We start from the raw sequence: 20,649 nt of genomic DNA, 5'->3' as shown, positions 1-20,649 counted from the left end.
GAATCAACTTCATTGTTCTCATAGACAAGATGAGACCCGCTCACATCGACAGGAGCACCGGATGATCGACCTGCGGCACCTGCGCTCGCTGCGCGCGATACACGAGAAGGGCAGCCTCGCCCGGGCGGCAGACACGCTCTGCGTCACGCAATCGGCTTTGTCTCATCAGATCAAGGGGTTGGAGGCGCTGCTGGGGCTCGACCTCTACATGCGCAACTCGCGGCCCTTGCGCCTCACCGCGGCGGGGGCGAAGGTGCTGGAGGCGGCCCAGCGCCTGCTGCCGGAGGTCGAGGCGCTGGAGGAGGATCTCTCGCGCATGGCCGGCGGGCAGAGCGGCCGGATGCTGATCGCCATCGAGTGCCACGCCTGTTTCGAATGGCTGCTGCCGGTGCTGGAGGGGTTCCGCACCCGCTGGCCGGAGGTGGAGATCGACATCCGCATCGGGCTGAGCTTCGAGGCCATTCCGGCGCTGCAGCGCGGGCTGGTGGACCTGGTGATCTCGTCGGACCCGGTGGAGACGGGCGATGTGATGTTCGCGCCGCTCTTCGGCTACGAGGGGCTGCTGGTGGCCGCGCCGGGCCACCCGCTGGCCACCAAGCCGTTGATCGAGCCGGAGGATTTCCGCGACCAGACGCTGATCACCTACCCGGTGGAGCGCGGGCGGCTCGACGTGTTCACCGGCTTCCTCGGCCCCGCGGGGGTGGAGCCGGCGGAGCTGCGCCCGGTGGAGCTGACGGCCGTCATCCTGCTGCTGGTGGCGAGCGGCAAGGGCATTTCGGTGCTGCCCGACTGGGTGCTGCGCTCCGCCGCGCGGGACACCAACCTCGCCCGCCGCTCGCTCGGGCCCGCGGGCCTGCACCGCACGCTCTTCGCCGCACACCGCACCGAGGAGGCCGGGCGGGCCTATCTCGCCGATTTCATCGAGGCCGCGCGGGCCTGGAAGGGCGGCCGGGAGGACTGAGCCCGGCCGGCCCGCGCGCCGTTTCTCGAGAGCCACGCCAGCCACTGCACCGCGCACCCGGTTGACGCGCAGCGGCCGGGATGCCGCGCCTCGCCCTCCACGATGAGGAAGGGGCCGCCCGTGGCGACCCCTTCCCTTTTGTCACTCCGATGTCCCCGGCACGCGCCACCGGTCTGCCCGTGCCGGAGGCACCGCTCAGGCGGCGGAGGCGGCGCGGGCGCGGGCCAGCACCTCGAGGCGCCTGTTGAGCAACTCGGAGGGCGCGGAGGCGGCGGAGGGCAGCGGCAGCGGCTCGGCCTGTTCCGCATGGTGGCACGCCACGTTGCTGCCCGAGACGGCGCGCAGCTCGGGGCGCTCCGTGCGGCACCGCTCGGTCGCAAGCGGGCAGCGCGGGTGGAAGGCGCAGCCCGAGGGCGGGTTGAGCGCGCTCGGCGCGTCGCCCCGCACCGCCTCGCGGCCCGTCACCGCGCCGGGTGCCGGACGCGGGGCGGCGGCGATCAGGGCGCGGGTGTAGGGGTGGCGCGGGTCGGCGAAGAGGGCGGAGGTCTCCGCCTCCTCCACGATGCGGCCGAGATACATCACCGCCACGCGGTTGGCGATGTGGCGCACCACTGCAAGGTCGTGGCTGATGAAGACATACGTCAGGCCGAACTCGCGCTGCAGGTCCTGCAGCAGGTTCACGATCTGCGCCTGCACCGACACGTCGAGCGCCGAGACCGGCTCGTCGCACACGATCAGCCGCGGCCGGGTGGCGAGCGCGCGGGCGATGCAGATGCGCTGGCGCTGGCCGCCGGAGAACTCGTGCGGGTAGCGCTCGGCATGGTAGGGCGCGAGGCCCACGGTGCGCAGCAGCTCGGAAACCCGCGCCTCCGCCCGCTCACCGCTGGCGATGCCGTGCAGCACCATCGGCTCGACGAGGATCTCGCGCACGGTCATGCGCGGGTTGAGCGAGCCGAACGGGTCCTGGAAGACCATCTGCATCTGCCGGCGCGCGGCGCGCAGCCGCGAGGGCGGCAGGGCGGTGATCTCCTCGCCGTCGAGCTTCACCGAGCCGGCGCTCGGCTCGAGCAGGCGCAGCAGGGCGCGGCCGGTGGTGGACTTGCCGCAGCCGCTCTCGCCCACGATGGCGAGGGTCTCGCCCGCCTTCACCGAGAAACTCACGTCGCTCACCGCCTGCACGGCGCCGACCTGCCGGCGCAGCAGGCCGCGGCGCACCGGGAAATGCTTCGTGAGGTTCGAGACTTCGAGAACCGTGCTCATGCCACATCCTCCAGGGGCGCGCGCCAGCAGGCGACGGAATGGCCGGGGGCGAGCTCGCGCAGCGGCGGCAGCTCGGCCCGGCACTGGTCGGTGGCCACCGGGCAGCGCGAGGCGAAGCGGCAGCCGTCGATCTTGGCGTAGGGCGGCGGCACCGAGCCGGGGATGGTCTCCAGCCGGTCGGACTGGATGTCGAGCCGCGGCACCGCCGCCATCAGGCCGATGGTGTAGGGGTGCTGGGGCGCGGCGAAGAGCGCGGCCACCGGCGCGCGTTCCACCACCCGGCCGGCATACATCACCACCACGTCGTCGCAGGTCTCGGCCACCACGCCGAGGTCATGGGTGATGAGCACGATCGCCGCCCCGGTGCGGGCCGAGAGGTCGCGCATCAGCTCGAGGATCTGGGCCTGGATGGTGACGTCGAGCGCGGTTGTCGGCTCGTCGGCGATCAGCAGCTCGGGGTCGTTGGCGAGCGCGAGGGCGATCATCACGCGCTGGCGCTGGCCGCCGGAGAGCTGGTGGGGGAAATCGTCCACCCGCTTTTCCGGCGAGGGCAGGCGCACCAGGTCGAGCAGTTCGATGGCGCGCCTGCGCGCCGCGGCGCGGCCGAGGCCCGAGTGCACGCGCAGGCTCTCGATGATCTGGTCGCCGATACGGTAGACCGGGTTGAGCGCGGTCATCGGCTCCTGGAAGATCATGCCGATGCGGCCGCCGCGCATGCCGCGCATCTCCTTCTCGGAGAGCTTGAGCAGGTCGCGGCCGTCGAACATCACCTCGCCGCCGGCGAAGCGGCCCGGGGGCATCGGCACCAGCCGCATGATGCCCGAGGAGGTGACCGACTTGCCGCAGCCGCTCTCACCCACGATGCCCAGCGTCTTGCCGCGCTTCACCGAGAAGCTCACGCCGTCGACGGCGCGGAAGGTGCCGGCTTCGGTGTCGAAATGCACCTTGAGGTCGCGCACGTCGAGCAGCACGTCGTCGGTGGCGGCGGCGGTGGCGGGAGGGGCCTGGGTTGCGGTTTCGCTCATGCGTCGCTCCGGATCGGGAAGACGAAGGGAACGGCCTCGTCATGGCTGCGGCCGGCGAAGTCGAGCGTGGTGAAGGCCTGTTCGGCGCGGCGCTGTGCGGCCTCCAGCCCGTCGAGGGCGGCGTCGAGGTCGAAGGCCAGCACCGAGCCCTCGCGCACCACCTGGCGGCCGTCGACCCAGACGTCCTTCAGGGCGCGCTCGGCGGCGGTGTAGACCAGCGACTGCACCGGGTCGCGCAGCGGGCGCATGGCCGGGTGCTTCACGTCGACCATGAAGAAATCGGCCTTGGCGCCCTTCGCGAGGCGGCCGATGTCGGAGCGGCCGAGGATCGCGGCACCGCCCACCGTGGCGGCGTTGTAGATGTCCGAGGTGCGCAGGTCGTAGACGTTCTGGGACATCACGCGCGAGTTGGTGAGCGCGTTGCGCATCTCCTCCATCATGTTGTGGGGGAAGGTGTCGGTGCCGATGCCCACCGGGATGCCGGCGCGCAGGTAGCGGCCCACGGTGCGCATGGTGATGCCGCGGCGCTGGAACACGGTGGGGCAATGCGCCACCGCGGCGCCGGAGGCCTTCAGCAGGTCGAAGTCATCCGCCAGCGGCCAGTTCGCGCTGGGATGGTCGTTGAGGAAGATGCCGTGGCCGATGATCGCCCCGTCCTTCAGCACGCCCAGGTCGTCGAGCCACTGGAAGGGGGTGCGGCCGTGGCGGCGGGTGATCTCGTGGAACTCGACCATGCTCTGCGCGGCGTGGAGCTGCATCTTCAGCCCCCGCTCCTGCGCGGCGTCGAAACTGTCGCGGATGAGCTCGGGCGTGCAGGTGTCGATCTGCGAGGGCGCGATCATGCCCGAGAGCCGGCCGGAGGGATGCGCCTCGGCGGCGGCGACCACCTCGAGCGCGTTCTCCATCGCGGCGCGGCCGGCGGCCTCGTCCCATTCGTATTCCACCGAATGGCCGTTCTTCGTGTACCAGCGCGCGGAGCGGTACATGGGCGCGATGACGCCGCGCAGGCCGGACTGGGCCATCAGGTCGAGCCACTGCGGGTGTGCCACCGAGAGGTCGACCAGCGTGGTGACACCGGAGAGCAGCGCCTCGGAGAGCGCCACGCGCACGCAGTCCGCCACGCCCTCGGCGTCGGGGCGGAACAGCGGCATGAATTCGTAGAGCGAGGACATGTAGAGCCGCGGCGAGCCCAGCTCGTCCAGCATGCCCTTGTTCATCGCCTCGGAGGAGGGGTGGGAGTGGATGTTGACCAGGCCCGGGCTGACCAGCCGGCCGCGGCCGTCGATCTCGGTCTCCGCCTCGCCCTCGTAGCGGCCGCCCACCTGGATGAGCGCGTTGCCGGAGAAGGCGACATCCTGGCCCTGCAGGTAGCAATGCGCGCCGGCGGCCTCGTCCCAGGCGATGATCCAGTCCGCGTTGCGGATCACGGTGGTAGCGGTCATGTCACTTCGTCTTTCCGTGGGGTTGGGTGGCCGGCCCCCCGCCCCGGGGGGGGGGGAGCCGGCGTCTCCTGCCGGAGGGATCAGTCGGCGTAGGCGATGCTGATGCCCTTGTAGAGCCCGCAGCCGTAGAGGTTGTGCGGCACGACCGGCTTGAGCTCGGTGGACGAGGCGATGGTCATCGGCTCGTGGTAGAGCGGCAGCCAGACATAGGCCTCGTGCACCTGCTTGAGCACCTCGCCATAGGCGGCGGCGCGGTCGGCGTCGTTGGTGGCGGTGAGGCCGGTGCGCAGCAGCTCGTCGGTCTTCGCGTCGTTCCAGTTCATCCGGTTGGGCGAGGGGATGTTGGCCGAGCGGAAGTACAGGTTGAGCGCGTCACCCGAGGAGACGTAGGGGAAGGACATGCCGAACATGTCGAACTCCTGCGTCGACATCTTGCCCCAGGCGATGGTGGCGTCGAAGGCCTGGATCTGCATGTCGATGCCGACCTTCAGCAGGTCCGCCTGCACCGCCTCGGCGATCTTCGACCAGGTGGAGCCGGCGAAGACATAGGCGAGCGGCTGCAGCTTCACGCCGTCCTTCTCGCGCACGCCGTCGGAGTTGAGCGTCCAGCCGTCGGCCTCGAGGATCTCGACGGCCTTCTCCGGGTCGTATTTCGGCAGCTCGTCGTCGAGGGCGTGGTTCCAGTCGAGCGCGCCTTCCGAGACGTAGGAATAGGCCGGCTGCACTTCGCCGAAGTAGAGGTCCTCGGTCATGGCCTGCTGGTTCACCGCGAGGTTGATCGCCTCGCGCACCACCGGGTCGGACACGGTGGGCTTGTCGACCTTGAAGCCCAGGAAGTAGGTCCAGAACGCGGCGTCGGACTGCTCGATGTTCACGTTCGGCGCGGCGCGCAGCTGGCTGAGCGCGATGTAGGGCACGTACTGGGTGATCTGCGACTGGCCGGTGAGCACGGCCACGGTGCGGGTGTTCTCCTCCGGCACGATCTGCCAGGTGATCTCGTCAACCTGCGCGTCGGGCGTGTCGTAGATGGGGGGACCCCAGTTGTAGCCCTCGTGCTTGGTCAGCGTCATCGTGTTGCGCGGGGTCCATTCCTGCCAGCAGAACGGGCCGGTGCCGTTGAAGCCGGTCACGCCGAAATCGGGGCCCAGGGCCTCGACATTCGCCTTGTCGATGATGGTCGCGAAGGACTGGGTGAGCTGGTAGAGCAGCTCCGAGTGCGGCGCCTTGAGCTTGTAGACCACGGTCAGCGGGTCGGGGGCGGTCACGCTCTCCACCTCGCCGGCGCGCCAGGCCACGGGAGACTTGGTCTCCGGGTCCAGCCAGCGGTCGAAGGTGTAGACCACGTCATCCGCGGTCATCGCCTTGCCGTCGCAGAACTTCACGCCGTCCTTGAGGTGGAAGGTGTAGGTCAGGCCGTCCTCGGACATCTCCCAGCTCTCGGCGAGCATGGGCACCACGGTCTGCATGTCCGGGTCGAGGCCCACCAGCGTGTCGCCCATCATGAACAGCACTTCGGAGGCGCTGCGCGCGGTGGACTTCTGCGGGTCGTAGTTGTTGCTGTCGACCTCGCGCACGATGGTCACGGAGGTCTGGGCGGCGGCGATCGCCGGCGCGCCCAGCGCCAGCGCGGCCGCGAGGCTCAGCCTGATGGGTGAGAAGGACATGGTCGGGACTCTCCTTGTTGTAACGGACCGCGTTCGCGGTTTCTGGTGTTGCCCGCCCCGGGGGATCAGCCCCGGAGGCGAGGATCGAGCACGTCCCTGAGCGCGTCGCCGGCCACGTTGGCGCAGAGCACGATCAGGAAGATGAGAACGGAGGGGATCACCGCGATATGCGGCGCGAAGAGCAGGAAGTCGCGCCCCTGCGCGGCCATCATGCCCAGCTCGGCCTGCGGCGGCCGGGCGCCGAGGCCGAGGAAGCTCAGCGCCGCCCCGAGCAGGATGAGCTGGCCGAAGCGCAGGCTCATGAAGATCATGATCGAGGAGATCGCGTTGCGCAGCAGGTAGCGCACGAAGAGCGTGAGGTCGGACAGGCCCACGGCGCGGCCGGCCTCGATGAACTCCTGCTTCATGATGCCCACCGCGATGCCGCGGGCGATGCGCGCGCAATCGGGGATGGAGGCGACACCCAGCGCAATGGTGACCGGCACCACCCCCTGCCCCATCACCGCCACCAGCGCGAGGCCGAGCAGGATGGCGGGGAAGGACAGCATCATGTCGACGAGGCGCATGATCCAGGGGTCGAGCCGCGGGTAGAAGGCCGAGACCAGCCCCATGAGCGAGCCGATCACCCCGCCCAGCCCCATGCCGATCAGCCCGATCAGCAGCGTGACACGGGTGCCGTAGAGCAGGCGCGAGAGGATGTCGCGGCCCTGCCCGTCGGTGCCCAGCAGGTGCTCGGCCATGCCGCGCTCCGACCAGATCGGCGGGATCATCACGTTGCGCGAATTGGCGAAGGGGTCGGCCGGGGAGATCAGCGGCGCGAGGATCGCGGCCAGCACGATGAGCCCGAGCAGGATCAGCGCCGCGGCCGCCGCCCTGTCACGCAGCAGGCGCAGCCACCAGGGGGCGCGGCGCGGGGGCGCCGCGTCCTCGGGGGTGGCGGTGGTGGTGTTTGCGTCAGCGGTCACGGTCATCCCTGCACCCTCGGATCCAGCAGTGCGTAGAGCACGTCGACGATCAGGTTGATCACGATGAAGGCCAGCGCCAGCACCAGGATGGTGCCCTGCGCGACGGGGAAGTCGCTCGACAGGATGGCGCCCACCGCGAGCCGGCCGATGCCCGGCCAGGAGAAGATGGTCTCCGTCACGATGGCGCCGCCGAGCAGGTAGCCCGCCTGCAGCCCTACCAGCGTCACCACGGGGATGAGCGCGTTGCGCAGCGCGTGGCGCAGGATCACCGCGCGCTCGGAGAGGCCCTTGGCCCTCGCGGTGCGCACATGGTCGAGCTTGAGCACCTCCAGCACCGAGGAGCGGGTCATCCGCGCCACCGGCCCGATGAAGATCAGCCCCAGCGAGACCGCGGGCAGCACGATGTGCATGAACCCGTCATAGGTCCACACCGGCCCGCCCCGCCCGATGAACGGGAAGATCGGCCAGTACACGCCGAGAAACTGGATGGCGAGCAGGCAGATGAAGAAGATCGGCAGCGAAACCCCGCCCACCGAGAGCGCCATCACGATGCGGTCGGCGATGGAGCCGCGCTTCACCGCCGCCACGGTGCCCATGCCGATCCCCAGCGGGATCGACCAGAACAGGCAGGCGACCATCAGCTCGACGGTGGGGATGATCGCCCCGCCGAGCTCGCTGAGCACCGTCTTGTTGGAGATGAGCGACCGGCCCATGTCCCCGCTCGCCACGCGGGCGAGGTAGTTCCAGAACTGGACCATGACCGGCTGGTCGAGGCCCATTTCCTGGCGGATGGCATCGAGCACCTCGGGGGGCGCGGCTGGGCCGGCAATCACCACCGCCGGGTCTCCGGGGACGAGCTGCAGCAGGAGGAACCCCAGCAGCAGCACCCCGAAGAGCACCGGGACAGACAGGATGAGCCGGTTGGCGATCTGCCCGATCATGCGGTCTCGAGCTCCTTCTCCCGCTCATAGACGACCTTGCCGCCCAGGATGGTCATGTCGCAGGTGAGCGACGGGATGTCCTCGACGTCCACCTCGAAGATGTCACGGGTGAGCACCGCCACGTCGGCGAGCTGCCCGGGGATCAGCCGGCCCTTGATGCCCTCTTCCTTCGCCGCGTAGGCGGAGGCGTAGGTGTAGGCGTGCAGCGCCTCGGCCACCGAAAGCGCCTCGGCCTCGCCCAGGATACCACCGGTATCGGACTTGCGGGCAATCATTGCGTACATCGTCGGGAACGGGTTGATCCGCGTCACCGGGCAATCGGTGGAGGCGGAGGGCTGCAGGCCCGCGTCGATCCACTTGCGCATCGGGTAGCAGCGCTGCGAGCGGTCGTGGCCGAGATGGGTGAGGTAGAGGTCGCCGAAGTAGTAGATGAAGCTCGGCTGGCCGGCGGGCAGCGCGTGGATGGCGCTCATCCGGGCGATCTGCTCGTCGGTGAGCCAGCCGCAATGCTCGATGCGGTGGCGGCGGTCCTCGACGGGGTCGGAGGCGAGGGCGGCCTCGTAGGCCTTGATCACCTGCTCGATGGCCACGTCGCCGATGGCGTGGATGGCCATCTGGTAGCCCAGCTTGTGGGCCTTCAGCACCAGGGCGGCGCATTCCTCGTCGGACAGCAGCATCAGGCCGTAATTGTCGGTGGTGCCCTCGTAGGGTTTCGACACCGCGGCCGTGCGGCCGCTCATCGAGCCGTCGGTGAACAGCTTCACGCCGCCGATGCGGAACATCTCGTCGCCCGCGCCGGTGACAAGGCCGCGCTCGGCGGATTCGTCGAGGATGCTGGTGGTCTTGTCGCCCATGATGGTGCCGTAGACGCGCACCGGCAGGCGGCCGGCCTCGTGCGCCTCGAGATAGGCTTCCATCTCGGTCCAGCCGTCGCGGATGCCGATGGCGGCTTCCATCACCGAGGTGATGCCGTAGGTGAGCAGGTCCGCGCCGCCGCGCTCGATGGCCTCGATCAGGTCCTCGCGGGTGTTCTTGGGCATCACGGCATAGACCGGGTCGCGGCCGGTCTCGGCCAGCAGGCCGGTGAGCTTGCCGTCCTTCACCTCGATGAGCCCGCCCACCGGCGAGGGCGTGTCGGCGGTGACACCGGCCAGCTCCATCGCCTTCGAGTTCGCCACGGTCACGTGGCCGTCGGTGCGGGTGAGCAGCATCGGGTGGTCGGGGGCGACCGAGTCGAGCTCGTCGATGGTGGGCATGCGGCGCTCGGGCACCTTGCCGTCATCGAAGCCGCGGCCGGTGATCCACTCGCCCGCCGGGGTGGTCTTCACCCGCTCGGCGATGGCGGCCAGCGCCTCGGGGATGGTGGAGATGGCCGAGGGGCGGAAGTCGATTTCCTTCATCGCGAGGCCGTACATGTGCAGGTGCATGTGCGCATCGTTGATGCCCGGCACCGCGAGGCGGCCCTTCAGGTCGATGACCTTCGTCTCCGGCCCGGCCATCGCCTCGATCTCGGCGCGGCTGCCCGCCGCGAGCACCTTGCCGCCGGCCATGGCCAGCGCTTCGGCGAAGCCTTCCGCGAGGCCCTGCCAGATGCGGCCGCCGACGAGAATGGTTTCCGGTGTTTCGGTCATCTTTTATGTCCCTGTTGATCTGGGGCCCGCGCGAAACGCGGGTCTTGCAGTTTGGCCGGCGGAAAGCCGGGGAAGGTGGGCCGGCGGGCCCGGAGGCGCGCCGGCCGCGATGTCGCGTGCGGTCAGTACCCGGCGTGCGGGTCGACCAGGTTGGCGGGGCTGCGCCCGGCCATCACCTCTTCCACCGCGTCGGCAAGCTGGCGGATCACCTCCTGGGGGGTGGTGTCGCTTGCCGTGTGCGGGGTGATGATGATGTCGGGACGGCTCCAGAACACGTGCCCCTCGGGCAGCGGCTCGGTGCGGAACACGTCGAGCGAGGCGGCGGAGAGCTGGCCGCTGTCGAGCGCCTCCAGCAGGTCGTCCTCCACCAGGTGCTCGCCGCGACCGAGCTGCACCAGCACCGCGCCCTTCGGCATCTGCGCGAAGAAATCGGCGTTCAGCACGTCGCGGGTGTGCTCGGTGAGCGGCAGGAGGTTGATCAGCACCTTCGAGCGCCGCGCCACCTCGCGCATGGAGCCCTCGCCACCGACCACCTCGATGCCCGGCTCGCCCTCGCCGCCGCGGCGGCTGGCGGCGATCACCGGGTAGCCCAGCGCGGCGAGGCCGCGGGCCACGGTCCGGCCCATCAGCCCGTAGCCGAGGATGCCCACCGTCCAGTCATGGAACGGCTCGGGCGCCGCGGCACGCTGCCAGCGGCCCTCGGCCGCGTTGGCCAGCAGCTCGGTCATGTGGCGGTGATGCGTGACCACGTGCCAGGCCGCGAAGGCCGCCATGCGCGAGGCCTGCGCCTCGTCGCGCACGCGCACCACGGCCACGCCCTCCGGCAGGCTGGGGCAGTTGGTGATGCTGTCCACGCCCGCGGCGATGGAGGAGATCAGCTTCAGGTTCGGGTAGCGGGTGAAATCGTCCGGCGCCGGCCGCCAGGCCAGCGCGAACTGCACCGCGGAGGGATCCTCGATCTCCTCCGGGGGCAGCAGGCGGACACGGGTCTCGCCGGGCGAGACATAGCGCGACTTCAGGTCGATCGTGGTGGAGAGGTAGACACCAAGGACGGGCTCAGTGCCCGTGGGGACATCCTTCATCGTACTTCCCGGATCAGCTGTCGAAGTCGGGGTAGTGCTTCTTGGCGAGGCGCATGTAGGCGTCCCATTCGGGGTCGTCCTTCTCGTCATGCATCTTCGACCAGTTGGCGAACTGTTCGCCCACGTAATCGGCCAGCTTCTCGTCCACGAGGCGCATCTTGCCGCCCGAGGCCATGATCTGCAGCTGGGCGCGGCAGGTGCGCTCGAGGTTGTACATGCGCTTGAACGCCTCGCCCACCGTGCGCCCGCAGGTGAGCATGCCGTGGTTGCGCAGGATCATCACGTCGAGATCGCCGAGGTCGGCCACGAGGCGCTCGCGCTCCTCGAGGTTCAGCGCCACGCCCTCGTAATCGTGGAAGGCGATGCGCTTGTGGAAGCCGAGCGACCACTGGTTGAGCGGCAGGATGCCCTCCTCCAGGCTCGAGATCGCCACGCCGGCCACGGTGTGGGTGTGCAGCACGCAGCCCACGTCGGGCCGCGCGGCATGCACGGCGGAGTGGATGGTGAAGCCGGCCTTGTTCATGCCCTTGCCGTAGGTGTCGCGCAGGATGTTGCCCTCGACATCGACGGTCACGAGGCTGCTCGCGGTCACCTCGTCGAATCGCAGGCCGTAGGGGTTGATCAGGAAGGCATGCTCGCCCTCGTCGGCCGGGGCGCGGGCCGAGATGTGGGTGAAGATGCTGTCATCCATGTTGAAATGCGCGACAAGCCGGTAGGCGGCGGCGAGATCGACCCGCTCGGTCGGCTGCGCGGCGGAGACGCGCTCTTGCAGTGTCATCGTCCGTTTCCCTGAGGTGCTGAGTTTCGATTGCGGGGCAGACTGCCAGCAATCTCCGGACAGTTCAACTGTCGACAATCGACTTAACATGTCGTTCAATGGCCGGAATGCCGGCATCACCCGGCGGGCGTACGGGAGGAGCCATGGCGGCTGAGAGAAGCGGAGACGGTCAGGCAGCGGAGCAGACCTTCCGACCACTGGAGAGCGACGACCTCGCCACCCGCATCGCGGGGCAGATCGTCGAGGCGATCGGCGACGGGCGCCTGCGCCCGGGCGAAAAGGTCACCGAGCTGCGCCTGAGCAAGGAAATGGGCACCAGCCGCGCCCCGGTACGCGAGGCGCTGCGACTGCTGGAGAGCCAGGGGCTCATCGTCTCGCACCCGCGCCGCGGCTTCTTCGTGCACAGTTACGACACGGGCGAGCTGGAGGAGATCTACGACCTGCGCATGTGCCTCGAGCTGCACGCCGCCGAGCGGGCACTGGAACGACTCATCCCGGCCGATGTCGACCGGCTGGAGGCCCAGGTGCAGCTCATGTACAGGCTCGGCCGCGCCGGTGCGGCGCAGGAGCAGGTGGCGGCGGACTACGCCTTTCACCGCATGGTCTGCGAGATCGGCGGCAACGAGCGCATCGTGAAGATCTTCGACACTCTGGCCACCGAGATGCGCTCCGGCATCGCCCTCATCGGCTCGCTCTACGACGACCCCGTGCGCATCGCCGAGACGCATGACCCCATCGTGGCCGCCCTGCGCAACCGCGACGCGGCCGAGCTGCGTCGGCGCCTCACCGCCCATATCGCGGACGCGCAGAAGCAGGTGGTGAAGCTGTTCGAGAAAGCCCGGGGCCCGGCGGCGGCCCGGGAGTGAGGCACGGCTCCGACGGGGCCCACCCATACCCAACTCGTTTTGTCGGGGATCTTGACAGGCCCGGCCGCCACGCCGTATCGCCTTGGTCGACGACCCGCCCCGGCGCCCCGCCGCGGCCGGTCGCGCACAGCACGCTTCGCTCGGAGGACCGCGCCGCCGTGAGACCCGGACCGCAACCGCCCGCCGCAAGGCCCGGGCCCGCCCGCCGCGCCGCCACGGCCCTGGCGCAGCCCGCGACCGGCCCGGAGCAGGCCCGCGTGCGGTTTCATGTCCGGGCCCGGGTGCAGCCCGGAGCGCGCGGATGATCGCCGCCGAGCCCGCCGCCTTCCTCGAGGCCCTGCGCAGCCGCGCGCCGCTGCTTGCCGGCGAGCCCGGGCCCTGCCCTCCGGGCTGGATCGCCGCGGGGGCCGACAATTCCGCCCCGATCGCCGCCCTGCTCGAGGCGCTGCAGGCGGCAGAGCCCGCCGCGGGGCCGGCCTACTGGGCCACGAGGGCCTGGGGGATGCTGGAATGGCAGCCGGCTTCCATCGCGGTCTGCGCCGTGCACGGGCTGGGGGCGCTGCCGGCGCTCGACAGCATCAGCCTGCGGCCGCAGGGCAGCGTGGTCTACGGCTTCCGACTCGGCTCCGCCGCGCTGTCACGGGCCTGCGAGGACACGCTCGTCACCCTGGCCGGCGGCGCCCTGCGCGCCCAGACCGACGCGCTGCTGGCCGACCTGCGCCGCCTCGCCCCGGTCAAGCCCGCCAACGCCCGCCGCCTGCTGGCCGACCAGATCCTCTTCGCGCTCCAGCAGGTGTCGGGCTTCGCCCCCGGGCTGCAGGACCCCGGGCGGCTGGCCGCGCTCTCCGAGGCCTGGCTGGCCGCAGCGGGGCTGACCGGCGAGAGCCGGTTCCTGCCCGTCACCCTGTCGGACGGCCGGGTGCGGCTGGTGGTGGACCGCAGGAGCTGCTGCCTCGCCTATCGCACCGCCTGCGGCGCGGTCTGCGAAAGCTGCCCCACCCGGCAGGACGACGCGACCCGCTTCGCCCGCATGAAGGAAAGCTGGGAGCAGGCCCCGGCCTGAGCCCCCCGCGGAGGCGCCCGGAGGGGGAACGCCCGCCTCGCCGAGGGGGCCTTCCGGCCCCCGCAGCTCGCCGGCCGTGGCGAAGGGCCTGCGGCCCTCCGCCGCCCGGCACGAAACCCGGCGCGCCCAGCCCCGGGGCCGGATCGTGCAGACAAGCCCCGCAGAGGATGAAAGCAGCACCGCCGGCCCGGCATCGGCGACCGTTCGCCCCCGCCAGGCGGAGGCCCGCAGGGGCCTTCTCCACGCCCGTCGAGCTGCGGGGGCGCGAGCCCCCTCGGCGAGGCGGGCGTTCCCCGGCCGGGCCCGGGCGCCTCAGCCGGCTTCGACGGCCGCGCGGATCGCGCGCATGTTGGCCCCGTAGACTTCCGGCCTGCCCACCGAGCCGCCCTTGAACACCGCCGAGCCCGCGACCAGCACATCCGCCCCGGCGGCCACCACGCGCGGCGCGGTCTCGGGCGTCACGCCGCCGTCGATCTCGATATGCACCGGGCGGTCGCCCACCAGCGTGCGCAGGCGGCGCACCTTCTCCACCTGGGCTTCGATGAAGCTCTGGCCGCCGAAGCCGGGGTTCACCGTCATCACGCAGATCAGGTCGATGTCGTCGAGCACGTATTCGATCGCTTCCGCCGGGGTGGCGGGGTTGAGCGCCACGCCGGCCTTGCAGCCAAGCGCGCGCACGGCCTGCAGCGAGCGGTGCAGGTGCGGCCCGGCCTCCACGTGCACGGTGAGCACGTCGGCGCCCGCCTCGGCGAAGGCCTGCAGGTAGGGGTCGGCCGGGGAGATCATCAGGTGCACGTCCATCACCGTCTTCACATGCGGGCGGATGGCCTTCACCATCGCCGGGCCGAAGGTGAGGTTGGGCACGAAATGCCCGTCCATCACGTCGACATGCACCCAGTCGGCGCCCTGCGCCTCGATCGCCTCGCATTCCGCGCCGAAGGCGGCGAAATCGGCCGAGAGGATGGAGGGCGCGATCTTGACGTTGCGGTTGAAGTCCATGCTGCGTTTCCCCGTTCTGCGAAGCCCGGCGGGCCCTTGCGCGCTCTCTAGCCCGGCCGCCCGGGCCTGTCGAGCCCGCCCGTCCCTCAGGCGCGCCAGGCCAGCAGCAGCCGCTCCACCCGCCCGATGAGGAAGCTCACCACCAGCCCCAGCACCGAAAGCACCGTGACCCCGGCGAAGAGCCGCTCGAGGTCGTAGAGCGCGCCCGCCTCCAGGATATAGGCACCGATACCGTATTCCGCACCCAGCATCTCGGCGGCCACCAGCAGGATGATGGCGATGGCGAGGCTCACCCTGAGCCCGGAGAGGATGCCCGGCAGCGCCCCCGGCAGCACGATCTTGCGCACGATGGAGAGCCAGGTGAGGCCGAAGCTCTGCCCCATGCGGATCAGCGTGCGGTCCACCCCGTCGACCGCGCCATAGGTGGCGACCACGGTGGGCGTGAAGGTGCCGAAGGCGATGAGCGCATATTTCGACGCCTCGTCGATGCCGAACCAGATCACGAAGAGCGGCAGCAGCGCGATCTTCGGAATGGGGAACAGCGCCGCCACCAGCGGCACCAGCCCGGCGCGCACCAGCGTGAAGAGCCCGATCATCACCCCGACGAGGATGCCGAGCCCGGCCCCGATGCTGGCCCCCACCACCAGCCGTCCCAGCGAGGGCGCGAGGTGCTTCCACAGCAGGCCCGAGCGCGCGAGGTCGACGAGCGTGGCAAAGACATCCGAGGGCCGCGGCAGGGTGAGGTTCGAGATCACCCCGCTGCGCGTTCCTGCCTCCACCAGCGCGATCAGCACCACGAAGAGCACCGGCGCCACCCAGCGCCGTTGCCCGGGGCGGAAGCCGCCGCCGCGGAACGGCACCTCGCGGCCCTGCTCGGGCCCGGTGCCTTGGGCGGCGCGCACGGGGGCGGTGGCGGTCACGCGCTCAAGCATCGATCAACTCCGCATCGGCGGCGCGGGCCTCCTCGCGCATCAGCTCCCACAGGTGCGCCTGCACCCGCTCCAGCCCGGCCTCGCCGGTGCGCCGCTCCGCGAGCGGCGTGTCGATCTCCACGATCTCGCGGATGCGCCCCGGCCGGCGCGAGAGCACCGCGATCCGGTGGCCCAGCCGCACCGCCTCGGCGAGGTTGTGGGTGACGTAGACCGCGGTGAAGGGCGCCCGGCTCCACAGGCCCACGAGATCCTCCATCAGCAGCTCGCGGGTCTGGGCGTCGAGGGCGGAGAGCGGCTCGTCGAGCAGCATCACCGCCGGGTTCACCGCCAGCGCCCGGGCGATGGCCACGCGCTGGCGCATGCCGCCCGAGAGCTGCCGCGGCAGCGCATCGGCGAAATCGGACAGCCGGGTGCGGGAGAGCACGTCGGCGATCACCGCCTCGCGCCGCGCCCGGGCCAGCCGGTGGTCCTCCAGCGCGAGCGAGACATTGCCCGCCACCGTGCGCCAGGGCAGCAGCGCGAAATCCTGGAAGACGAAGGTGAGCGGGTTGAGGCAGCCCTCGGGCGCCGCGCCGCGGGTCATCACCCGGCCCTGCGCCGGGCGCTCCAGCCCGCCGATCATCCGCAGAAGGGTGGACTTGCCGCAGCCCGAGGGCCCGACGATGCACAGCACCTGCCCGGCCGGGATCTCGAGGGATATGCCCTCGAGCACCCGGGTCTGGCCATAGGAATGGCCGATGTCGAGCAGGGAAAGGTCCATCGTCGGGGTCTCCTTCAGTGTGGCTCAGGCGGCGTCGACGTAGGAGGTGTCGACCAGCATCTCCGTGCTCACCTCGCCGCGGATCAGCCCCTCGGAGGTGAACCAGCCGAGCTGGTCCTCCACCGAGGCAAGGTCGAGCGCGCAGCCGGGCGAGAGGCGCATGGCGCCGGCGGCGATCTTCTTCGCCGCCACCTCCGGCGTGTCGTCCTCGTAGACGTACTTGTGGATGATGGCGGCGAGCTCGTCGGCGTCATCGGCGGTCCTGTCCACCAGGGCCGCGTTGAAATCGGCCGCGCCGCGGGCGAAGGCGGCGATGAAGGCGGCGGTCTTCTCGCGCTCCTCCGCGGCGTTGGTGGCCGAGCACATCAGCGTGGTCACCTGGTAGTCGGGGATATAGTCGGCGATGAGGCCGATCTGCTTCGCGGCACCCGAATTGACCAGCGATCCGGCGATGTTGGGCACGATGGACCAGGCGTCGACCTGGCCCGATTTCAGCGCCCCGATCACCGCGCCCACCTTCTGCAGCGGGCGGAACTGCAGCTCCGCCGGGTCGACCCCCGCGGCGGAGGCCACGCGCGAGCCCATGTAGTGGAACGACGAGCCTGCGGTGGTGACCCCGAAGGAATGCCCGCCCAGCGCCGCCGGCTCGGTGAGCCCGGCGTCATACGCGGCGTTCGAAGCGAGGATCACCTGGCCGGGAATGCCCTTCTCCTCGCGCAGCGCGCCGCCGATAACCTTAGCGACACCTTTCTGCGCCAGGCTGATGAGGCCGCCGGTGATGGCGGTGGCGCCGTAGCCCACGTCGCCGGAGGCGATGGCCACCGCCATGGGCTGGGCGGCCTGGAAGAAGCTGAACTCCACGTCGAGCCCGGCCTCCTCGAAATAGCCGCGCTCGAGGGCGATGAAGCTCGGCGCATGGCTCACCAGGCGCAGGGCGCCGACGTTCACCTTGCTCGCCGCGGCGAAGGCCGGCAGGCCGAGCCCGGCCGCGCCGGCAGCGACACCGATGCCGCCGAGCAGGCGGCGGCGGGACAATGTGGTCATGACTGGGTCTCCTCCCCGATGCTCCGTCTGCCCGGGCGGCGGCGGTCTTGGCGCGCCGCTCCCCCCGGGCGGCGGCATAATGCAACCTGACCCCGGGGAAGTCGATGGCCGGTTTCCCGGCGCCCGTCCGCCCGCCCGCCCCGGATCCCGCCGCCTGCGACCTGCCGCCGCAGGCCGGGCCTTCGCCCCCGCCTGCCCCCGCCACTCGGCAGCCCGCGCGACCCCGTGCAGGCCCGGCGCTGCACCCCCGGAGCGGACCAGTGCCGCACCAATATCCGAATTGGCGAGTACATCCGGAGATGAGCAGCCATGGGTTGAAATCATTGCCGGTATCGCGCTACTTAGCGGGGCCGAGGTGTAGCGTCCGCAGTCCTCGTTTTTTCTTCGACTTCAAGGAGACCGGAGCCATCGCCCGCCCGCGCGACCCTTCCATCGACGACCGGATCAGGGAAGCCGCCATCCGCCTCTACAACGAGGGCGGATACGGCGCCCTGACGATGACAGCCGTCGCCGCAGCCGCCGGAATCGGCAAGCCTGCGCTGTACCGCCGGTTCCCGACCATCGGGGACCTCCTGTTCGACACGTCCATCTCCTCCTCCATCCCGCCGCAGGTGCCCGACACCGGCTCGCTGCGCGGCGACATGTACGCGATGGTCGAGCGCCTGGTGTCCGTGTGCCGCGACGCGCCGCGCCAGGTGATGGCCAGCCAGTATTACCGCGCCATCTGCGAGGTCGATTACGCCCGCGGCGTGGAAGACCTGCATGCCACGGTGACCTATCGCCACGTGATGGTGATCTGGGACCGCGGCGTGACCCGCGGCGAGATCGACCCCCAGATGAACGCGCGCGAGTGCTTCCGCGACCTCACCTCCGCGGTGGCGCTGCGGGTGCTCTTCTATCACATGGACCTCGACGCCACCGCCATCACCCGGCTGGTGGAGCGCTTCTGCCGCGCCGTCTCCCCCCTGCCCGCCTGAAGCCGCTCAGCCCGGCAGGACCCCCGCGCCCTGCCCAGCCAGCTCCCCTGCTCCTCGCCAGACCGCGTCCACCGCCCGCAGGAACTCGCGCAGCGCTGCCGTGCGCCGATGGCCGCGGGGCAGGATCAGGTCGAACCGGGCGCGGTAGAGCAGCCGCTCCGGCGCCACGGCCCGCAGCGCGCCGCGCGCCACCCAGGGCGCGGCGTAGTGCTGCGGCAGGAAGCCGATGTAATGCCCGGAGCGGATGAGCATGAACTGCGGCTCGATCTGGTAGACCGTGGCCTGCACGTTGGCGAAACCATGCGCGCGGGTGACCTCCTCGCTCCAGTAGCCGCGGTGCACGTAGGCCGCCTCGCGCAGCATCGCCGGGGTGATCGCGGCATCCTCCATGGCGAAGAACGGGTGCCCGCGGCCGCAGTAGAGCCCGTGGTCCTCGATGTAGAGCGGGCGGTAGACGAGCCCGTCGATCTGGTGGAGGAAGGCGCCGATGCCGCAGTGATAGGCGCCGTCGCGCACCCGCGCCTGCAGCTCCTGCGGGCGCTCCTGCGACAGCGACAGGCCCAGCCGCGGCGCCTGGGTCTTCAGCCGGGCCAGCACCTCGTGCAGGCGGTTTCGCGGGTCGCCCGCCACGGCGTCGACGAGGCCGATCTTCAGCTCGCCGCCGATGCGGCCCTGCACCTCGCCCACCTCGGAGGTGAAATCGGCGAGCGCGGTGTCGAGCCGCGCCGCCGCGGCATGCACCGCCCGCCCCTCCTCGGTGAGGCGGAAGCCGCGCCGGCCGCGCTGGCACAGCCGCATGCCCAGCCGCTCCTCCAGCGCCGACATGTGGTTGGAAATCGTCGAGGGGCTGAGGTTCAGCTCGCTTTCCGCGGCAGCGAAGCCGCCATGCTCCACCACCGCCACGAAGACCTGCAGCAGCCGCATGTCACTCGCATTGAAGCGCATCGGGAGGCCTTTCACATGGATGGTTTCCACGTATGCTTTGAGAAACACCGTTTTACAAGCCGGCGAAACCGGCCTTATGGTTATTTTTCAGGCTTTAAGGATCTTCGGAAGCGGGAACCATGGGCTGACAGGGCAAGCCTGCCCAATGCAAGGGCAGGCGACAGGGAAAACGGGGTTTGCATGACGACACTTCCGGCGGCAGCGATGCGCGGGCCCGGGGCATGATGGCGGAGGCCACGCCCTTCCTGCGCGCCAGCGGGATCGAGAAGCACTACGGCCAGACCCGGGCGCTCGACGGCATCTCGCTCGACATCGCCAACGGCGAGTTCCTCACCCTGCTGGGGCCCTCCGGCTCCGGCAAGACGACCTTCCTGATGATCCTGTCGGGCTTCGTGAGCGCCTCGGCCGGCAGCCTGCACGAACTCGGCACCGACATCACCCGCCGCCCGCCCGAGGCGCGCGACTACGGCATGGTGTTCCAGGGCTACGCGCTGTTCCCGCACATGAGCGTGGAGGACAACGTGGCCTTCCCGCTGCGCGTGCGCGGCATGGAGCGCGGCACCCGGCGCACGCTGGTGCATGACATGCTGGCCCGCGTCGGCCTCGCCGCGCATGCGCGCAAGAAGGTGAGCCAGCTTTCCGGCGGCCAGCAGCAGCGGGTGGCGCTGGCGCGCGCGCTGGTGTTCCGCCCCCGGGTGCTGCTGCTCGACGAGCCGCTCTCCGCGCTCGACAAGAACCTGCGCGAGCAGATGCAGGCCGAGCTGCGCTCCCTCCAGCGCGACTCCGACACCACCTTCGTCTTCGTCACCCACGACCAGGCCGAGGCGCTGCACCTCTCCAACCGCATCGCCATCTTCGACCAGGGCCGCCTGCAGCAGGTGGGCAGCCCCGAGGATGTCTACGAGCGCCCGGAAAACCGCTTCGTGGCCGAGTTCCTGGGCCAGATAAACCTCTTCCCGGTCTCCGGCCTGCGCGCCGAGGCCGGCCGGATGACCGGTGCCTTCGAGGGCACGGCGCTGGTCGCACCCGAGCGCGCCCTCGCCCCCGGGGCGGCGCATCTCGCGGTGCGCCCGGAGAACCTGCGCATCACCGCCGCGCGGCCGGAGGGGGCGGTGAACGCCCTGCAGGCCTCGGTGGAGGAGGCGGTCTACGGCGGCGCGCGCATCAACCTGGTGCTGCGCACCGCCTCCGGAACCCCGGTGCTCTGCGACCTGCCGGCGGGCAGCGACGCGGGCCTCGTCACCCCCGGCAGCCCGGTGTGGCTGTCCTGGGAGCCGGAGAAATGCCTGCTGCTGCCGCAGGACGCCTGAGACA

The 20,649-nt window shown here is 70.7% G+C and carries 19 protein-coding genes; 5 read left to right on the top strand and 14 right to left on the bottom strand.

What is annotated here, in order from left to right:
- Window positions 1-61: 61 nt before the first annotated feature.
- Window positions 62-961 carry a LysR family transcriptional regulator gene (locus tag D3P35_RS03580; RefSeq protein ID WP_118133075.1) on the top strand — a complete coding sequence of 300 codons (900 nt, stop codon included), beginning with the start codon at window positions 62-64 and terminating at the stop codon, window positions 959-961.
- Between the two features lie 195 nt (window positions 962-1,156).
- Here the strand turns inward: D3P35_RS03580 and D3P35_RS03575 are convergent, their stop codons facing one another.
- The 9 genes from D3P35_RS03575 to D3P35_RS03535 all read right to left on the bottom strand — a co-directional run bounded on the left by D3P35_RS03575 (window position 1,157) and on the right by D3P35_RS03535 (window position 11,749).
- Window positions 1,157-2,221 carry an ABC transporter ATP-binding protein gene (locus D3P35_RS03575; protein WP_118133074.1) on the bottom strand — a complete coding sequence of 355 codons (1,065 nt, stop codon included), beginning with the start codon at window positions 2,219-2,221 and terminating at the stop codon, window positions 1,157-1,159.
- Entirely contained in the window at window positions 2,218-3,246 is a 1,029-nt protein-coding gene (locus D3P35_RS03570; RefSeq protein WP_118133073.1) for an ABC transporter ATP-binding protein, read from the bottom strand. Before D3P35_RS03570 ends, D3P35_RS03575 begins: the two co-directional genes overlap by 4 nt.
- Window positions 3,243-4,688: an amidohydrolase family protein gene (locus D3P35_RS03565; RefSeq protein WP_118133072.1), complete on the bottom strand. Its 1,446-nt coding sequence runs from the start codon at window positions 4,686-4,688 to the stop codon at window positions 3,243-3,245. Before D3P35_RS03565 ends, D3P35_RS03570 begins: the two co-directional genes overlap by 4 nt.
- An 80-nt stretch (window positions 4,689-4,768) precedes the next feature.
- The gene (locus D3P35_RS03560; protein WP_118133071.1) at window positions 4,769-6,352 is read right to left on the bottom strand and encodes an ABC transporter substrate-binding protein; all 1,584 of its coding nucleotides are present in this window, start codon (window positions 6,350-6,352) and stop codon (window positions 4,769-4,771) included.
- A 65-nt stretch (window positions 6,353-6,417) separates the two neighbouring features.
- Window positions 6,418-7,317 (bottom strand): ABC transporter permease, encoded by a 900-nt coding sequence (locus tag D3P35_RS03555; protein ID WP_198670450.1) that lies wholly within the window; start codon window positions 7,315-7,317, stop codon window positions 6,418-6,420.
- 2 nt (window positions 7,318-7,319) lie between these two features.
- Window positions 7,320-8,258, bottom strand: coding sequence for an ABC transporter permease (locus D3P35_RS03550; RefSeq protein ID WP_118133069.1), 939 nt, complete (start codon window positions 8,256-8,258; stop codon window positions 7,320-7,322).
- Window positions 8,255-9,889 (bottom strand): amidohydrolase, encoded by a 1,635-nt coding sequence (locus D3P35_RS03545; protein ID WP_118133068.1) that lies wholly within the window; start codon window positions 9,887-9,889, stop codon window positions 8,255-8,257. The genes D3P35_RS03550 and D3P35_RS03545 overlap by 4 nt, the downstream gene beginning before the upstream one ends.
- A 122-nt stretch (window positions 9,890-10,011) precedes the next feature.
- Complete coding sequence (locus tag D3P35_RS03540; protein WP_118133067.1) at window positions 10,012-10,971, bottom strand: glyoxylate/hydroxypyruvate reductase A; 960 nt, start codon at window positions 10,969-10,971, stop codon at window positions 10,012-10,014.
- Between the two features lie 13 nt (window positions 10,972-10,984).
- Entirely contained in the window at window positions 10,985-11,749 is a 765-nt protein-coding gene (locus D3P35_RS03535; protein ID WP_118133066.1) for a class II aldolase/adducin family protein, read from the bottom strand.
- A 143-nt stretch (window positions 11,750-11,892) separates the two neighbouring features.
- Here D3P35_RS03535 and D3P35_RS03530 point away from each other — a divergent pair, with 143 nt between their 5' ends.
- The gene (locus D3P35_RS03530) at window positions 11,893-12,615 is read left to right on the top strand and encodes a GntR family transcriptional regulator (RefSeq protein WP_118133065.1); all 723 of its coding nucleotides are present in this window, start codon (window positions 11,893-11,895) and stop codon (window positions 12,613-12,615) included.
- 301 nt (window positions 12,616-12,916) lie between these two features.
- Window positions 12,917-13,678, top strand: a complete 762-nt coding sequence (locus tag D3P35_RS03525; RefSeq protein WP_118133064.1) for a siderophore ferric iron reductase — start codon at window positions 12,917-12,919, stop codon at window positions 13,676-13,678.
- Window positions 13,679-13,990: 312 nt separating this feature from the next.
- On the opposite strand, the gene rpe is transcribed toward D3P35_RS03525, so the two are convergent.
- From rpe to D3P35_RS03505, 4 genes are all read right to left on the bottom strand, one after another.
- Window positions 13,991-14,677, bottom strand: a complete 687-nt coding sequence (gene rpe, locus D3P35_RS03520) for a ribulose-phosphate 3-epimerase (protein WP_118133063.1) — start codon at window positions 14,675-14,677, stop codon at window positions 13,991-13,993.
- A gap of 86 nt (window positions 14,678-14,763) precedes the next feature.
- On the bottom strand, window positions 14,764-15,609 hold the full coding sequence (locus tag D3P35_RS03515) for an ABC transporter permease (protein ID WP_118133062.1): 846 nt from the start codon (window positions 15,607-15,609) through the stop codon (window positions 14,764-14,766).
- The gene (locus D3P35_RS03510; RefSeq protein ID WP_118133061.1) at window positions 15,602-16,369 is read right to left on the bottom strand and encodes an ABC transporter ATP-binding protein; all 768 of its coding nucleotides are present in this window, start codon (window positions 16,367-16,369) and stop codon (window positions 15,602-15,604) included. Before D3P35_RS03510 ends, D3P35_RS03515 begins: the two co-directional genes overlap by 8 nt.
- Before the next feature lie 24 nt (window positions 16,370-16,393).
- Window positions 16,394-17,413, bottom strand: coding sequence for an ABC transporter substrate-binding protein (locus D3P35_RS03505; protein ID WP_118133060.1), 1,020 nt, complete (start codon window positions 17,411-17,413; stop codon window positions 16,394-16,396).
- Between the two features lie 104 nt (window positions 17,414-17,517).
- Here D3P35_RS03505 and D3P35_RS03500 point away from each other — a divergent pair, with 104 nt between their 5' ends.
- Window positions 17,518-18,390 (top strand): TetR/AcrR family transcriptional regulator C-terminal ligand-binding domain-containing protein, encoded by an 873-nt coding sequence (locus D3P35_RS03500; protein ID WP_118133059.1) that lies wholly within the window; start codon window positions 17,518-17,520, stop codon window positions 18,388-18,390.
- A 6-nt stretch (window positions 18,391-18,396) separates the two neighbouring features.
- Here the strand turns inward: D3P35_RS03500 and D3P35_RS03495 are convergent, their stop codons facing one another.
- On the bottom strand, window positions 18,397-19,335 hold the full coding sequence (locus D3P35_RS03495; protein ID WP_118133058.1) for a LysR family transcriptional regulator: 939 nt from the start codon (window positions 19,333-19,335) through the stop codon (window positions 18,397-18,399).
- Window positions 19,336-19,511: 176 nt separating this feature from the next.
- Here D3P35_RS03495 and D3P35_RS03490 point away from each other — a divergent pair, with 176 nt between their 5' ends.
- Window positions 19,512-20,645, top strand: coding sequence for an ABC transporter ATP-binding protein (locus D3P35_RS03490; RefSeq protein WP_232830356.1), 1,134 nt, complete (start codon window positions 19,512-19,514; stop codon window positions 20,643-20,645).
- Window positions 20,646-20,649: the final 4 nt, after the last annotated feature.

The organism is Oceanicella sp. SM1341, from assembly GCF_003448965.1.
GTDB lineage: Bacteria > Pseudomonadota > Alphaproteobacteria > Rhodobacterales > Rhodobacteraceae > Paroceanicella.
This window is presented reverse-complemented; position numbering and strand designations above follow the sequence as displayed.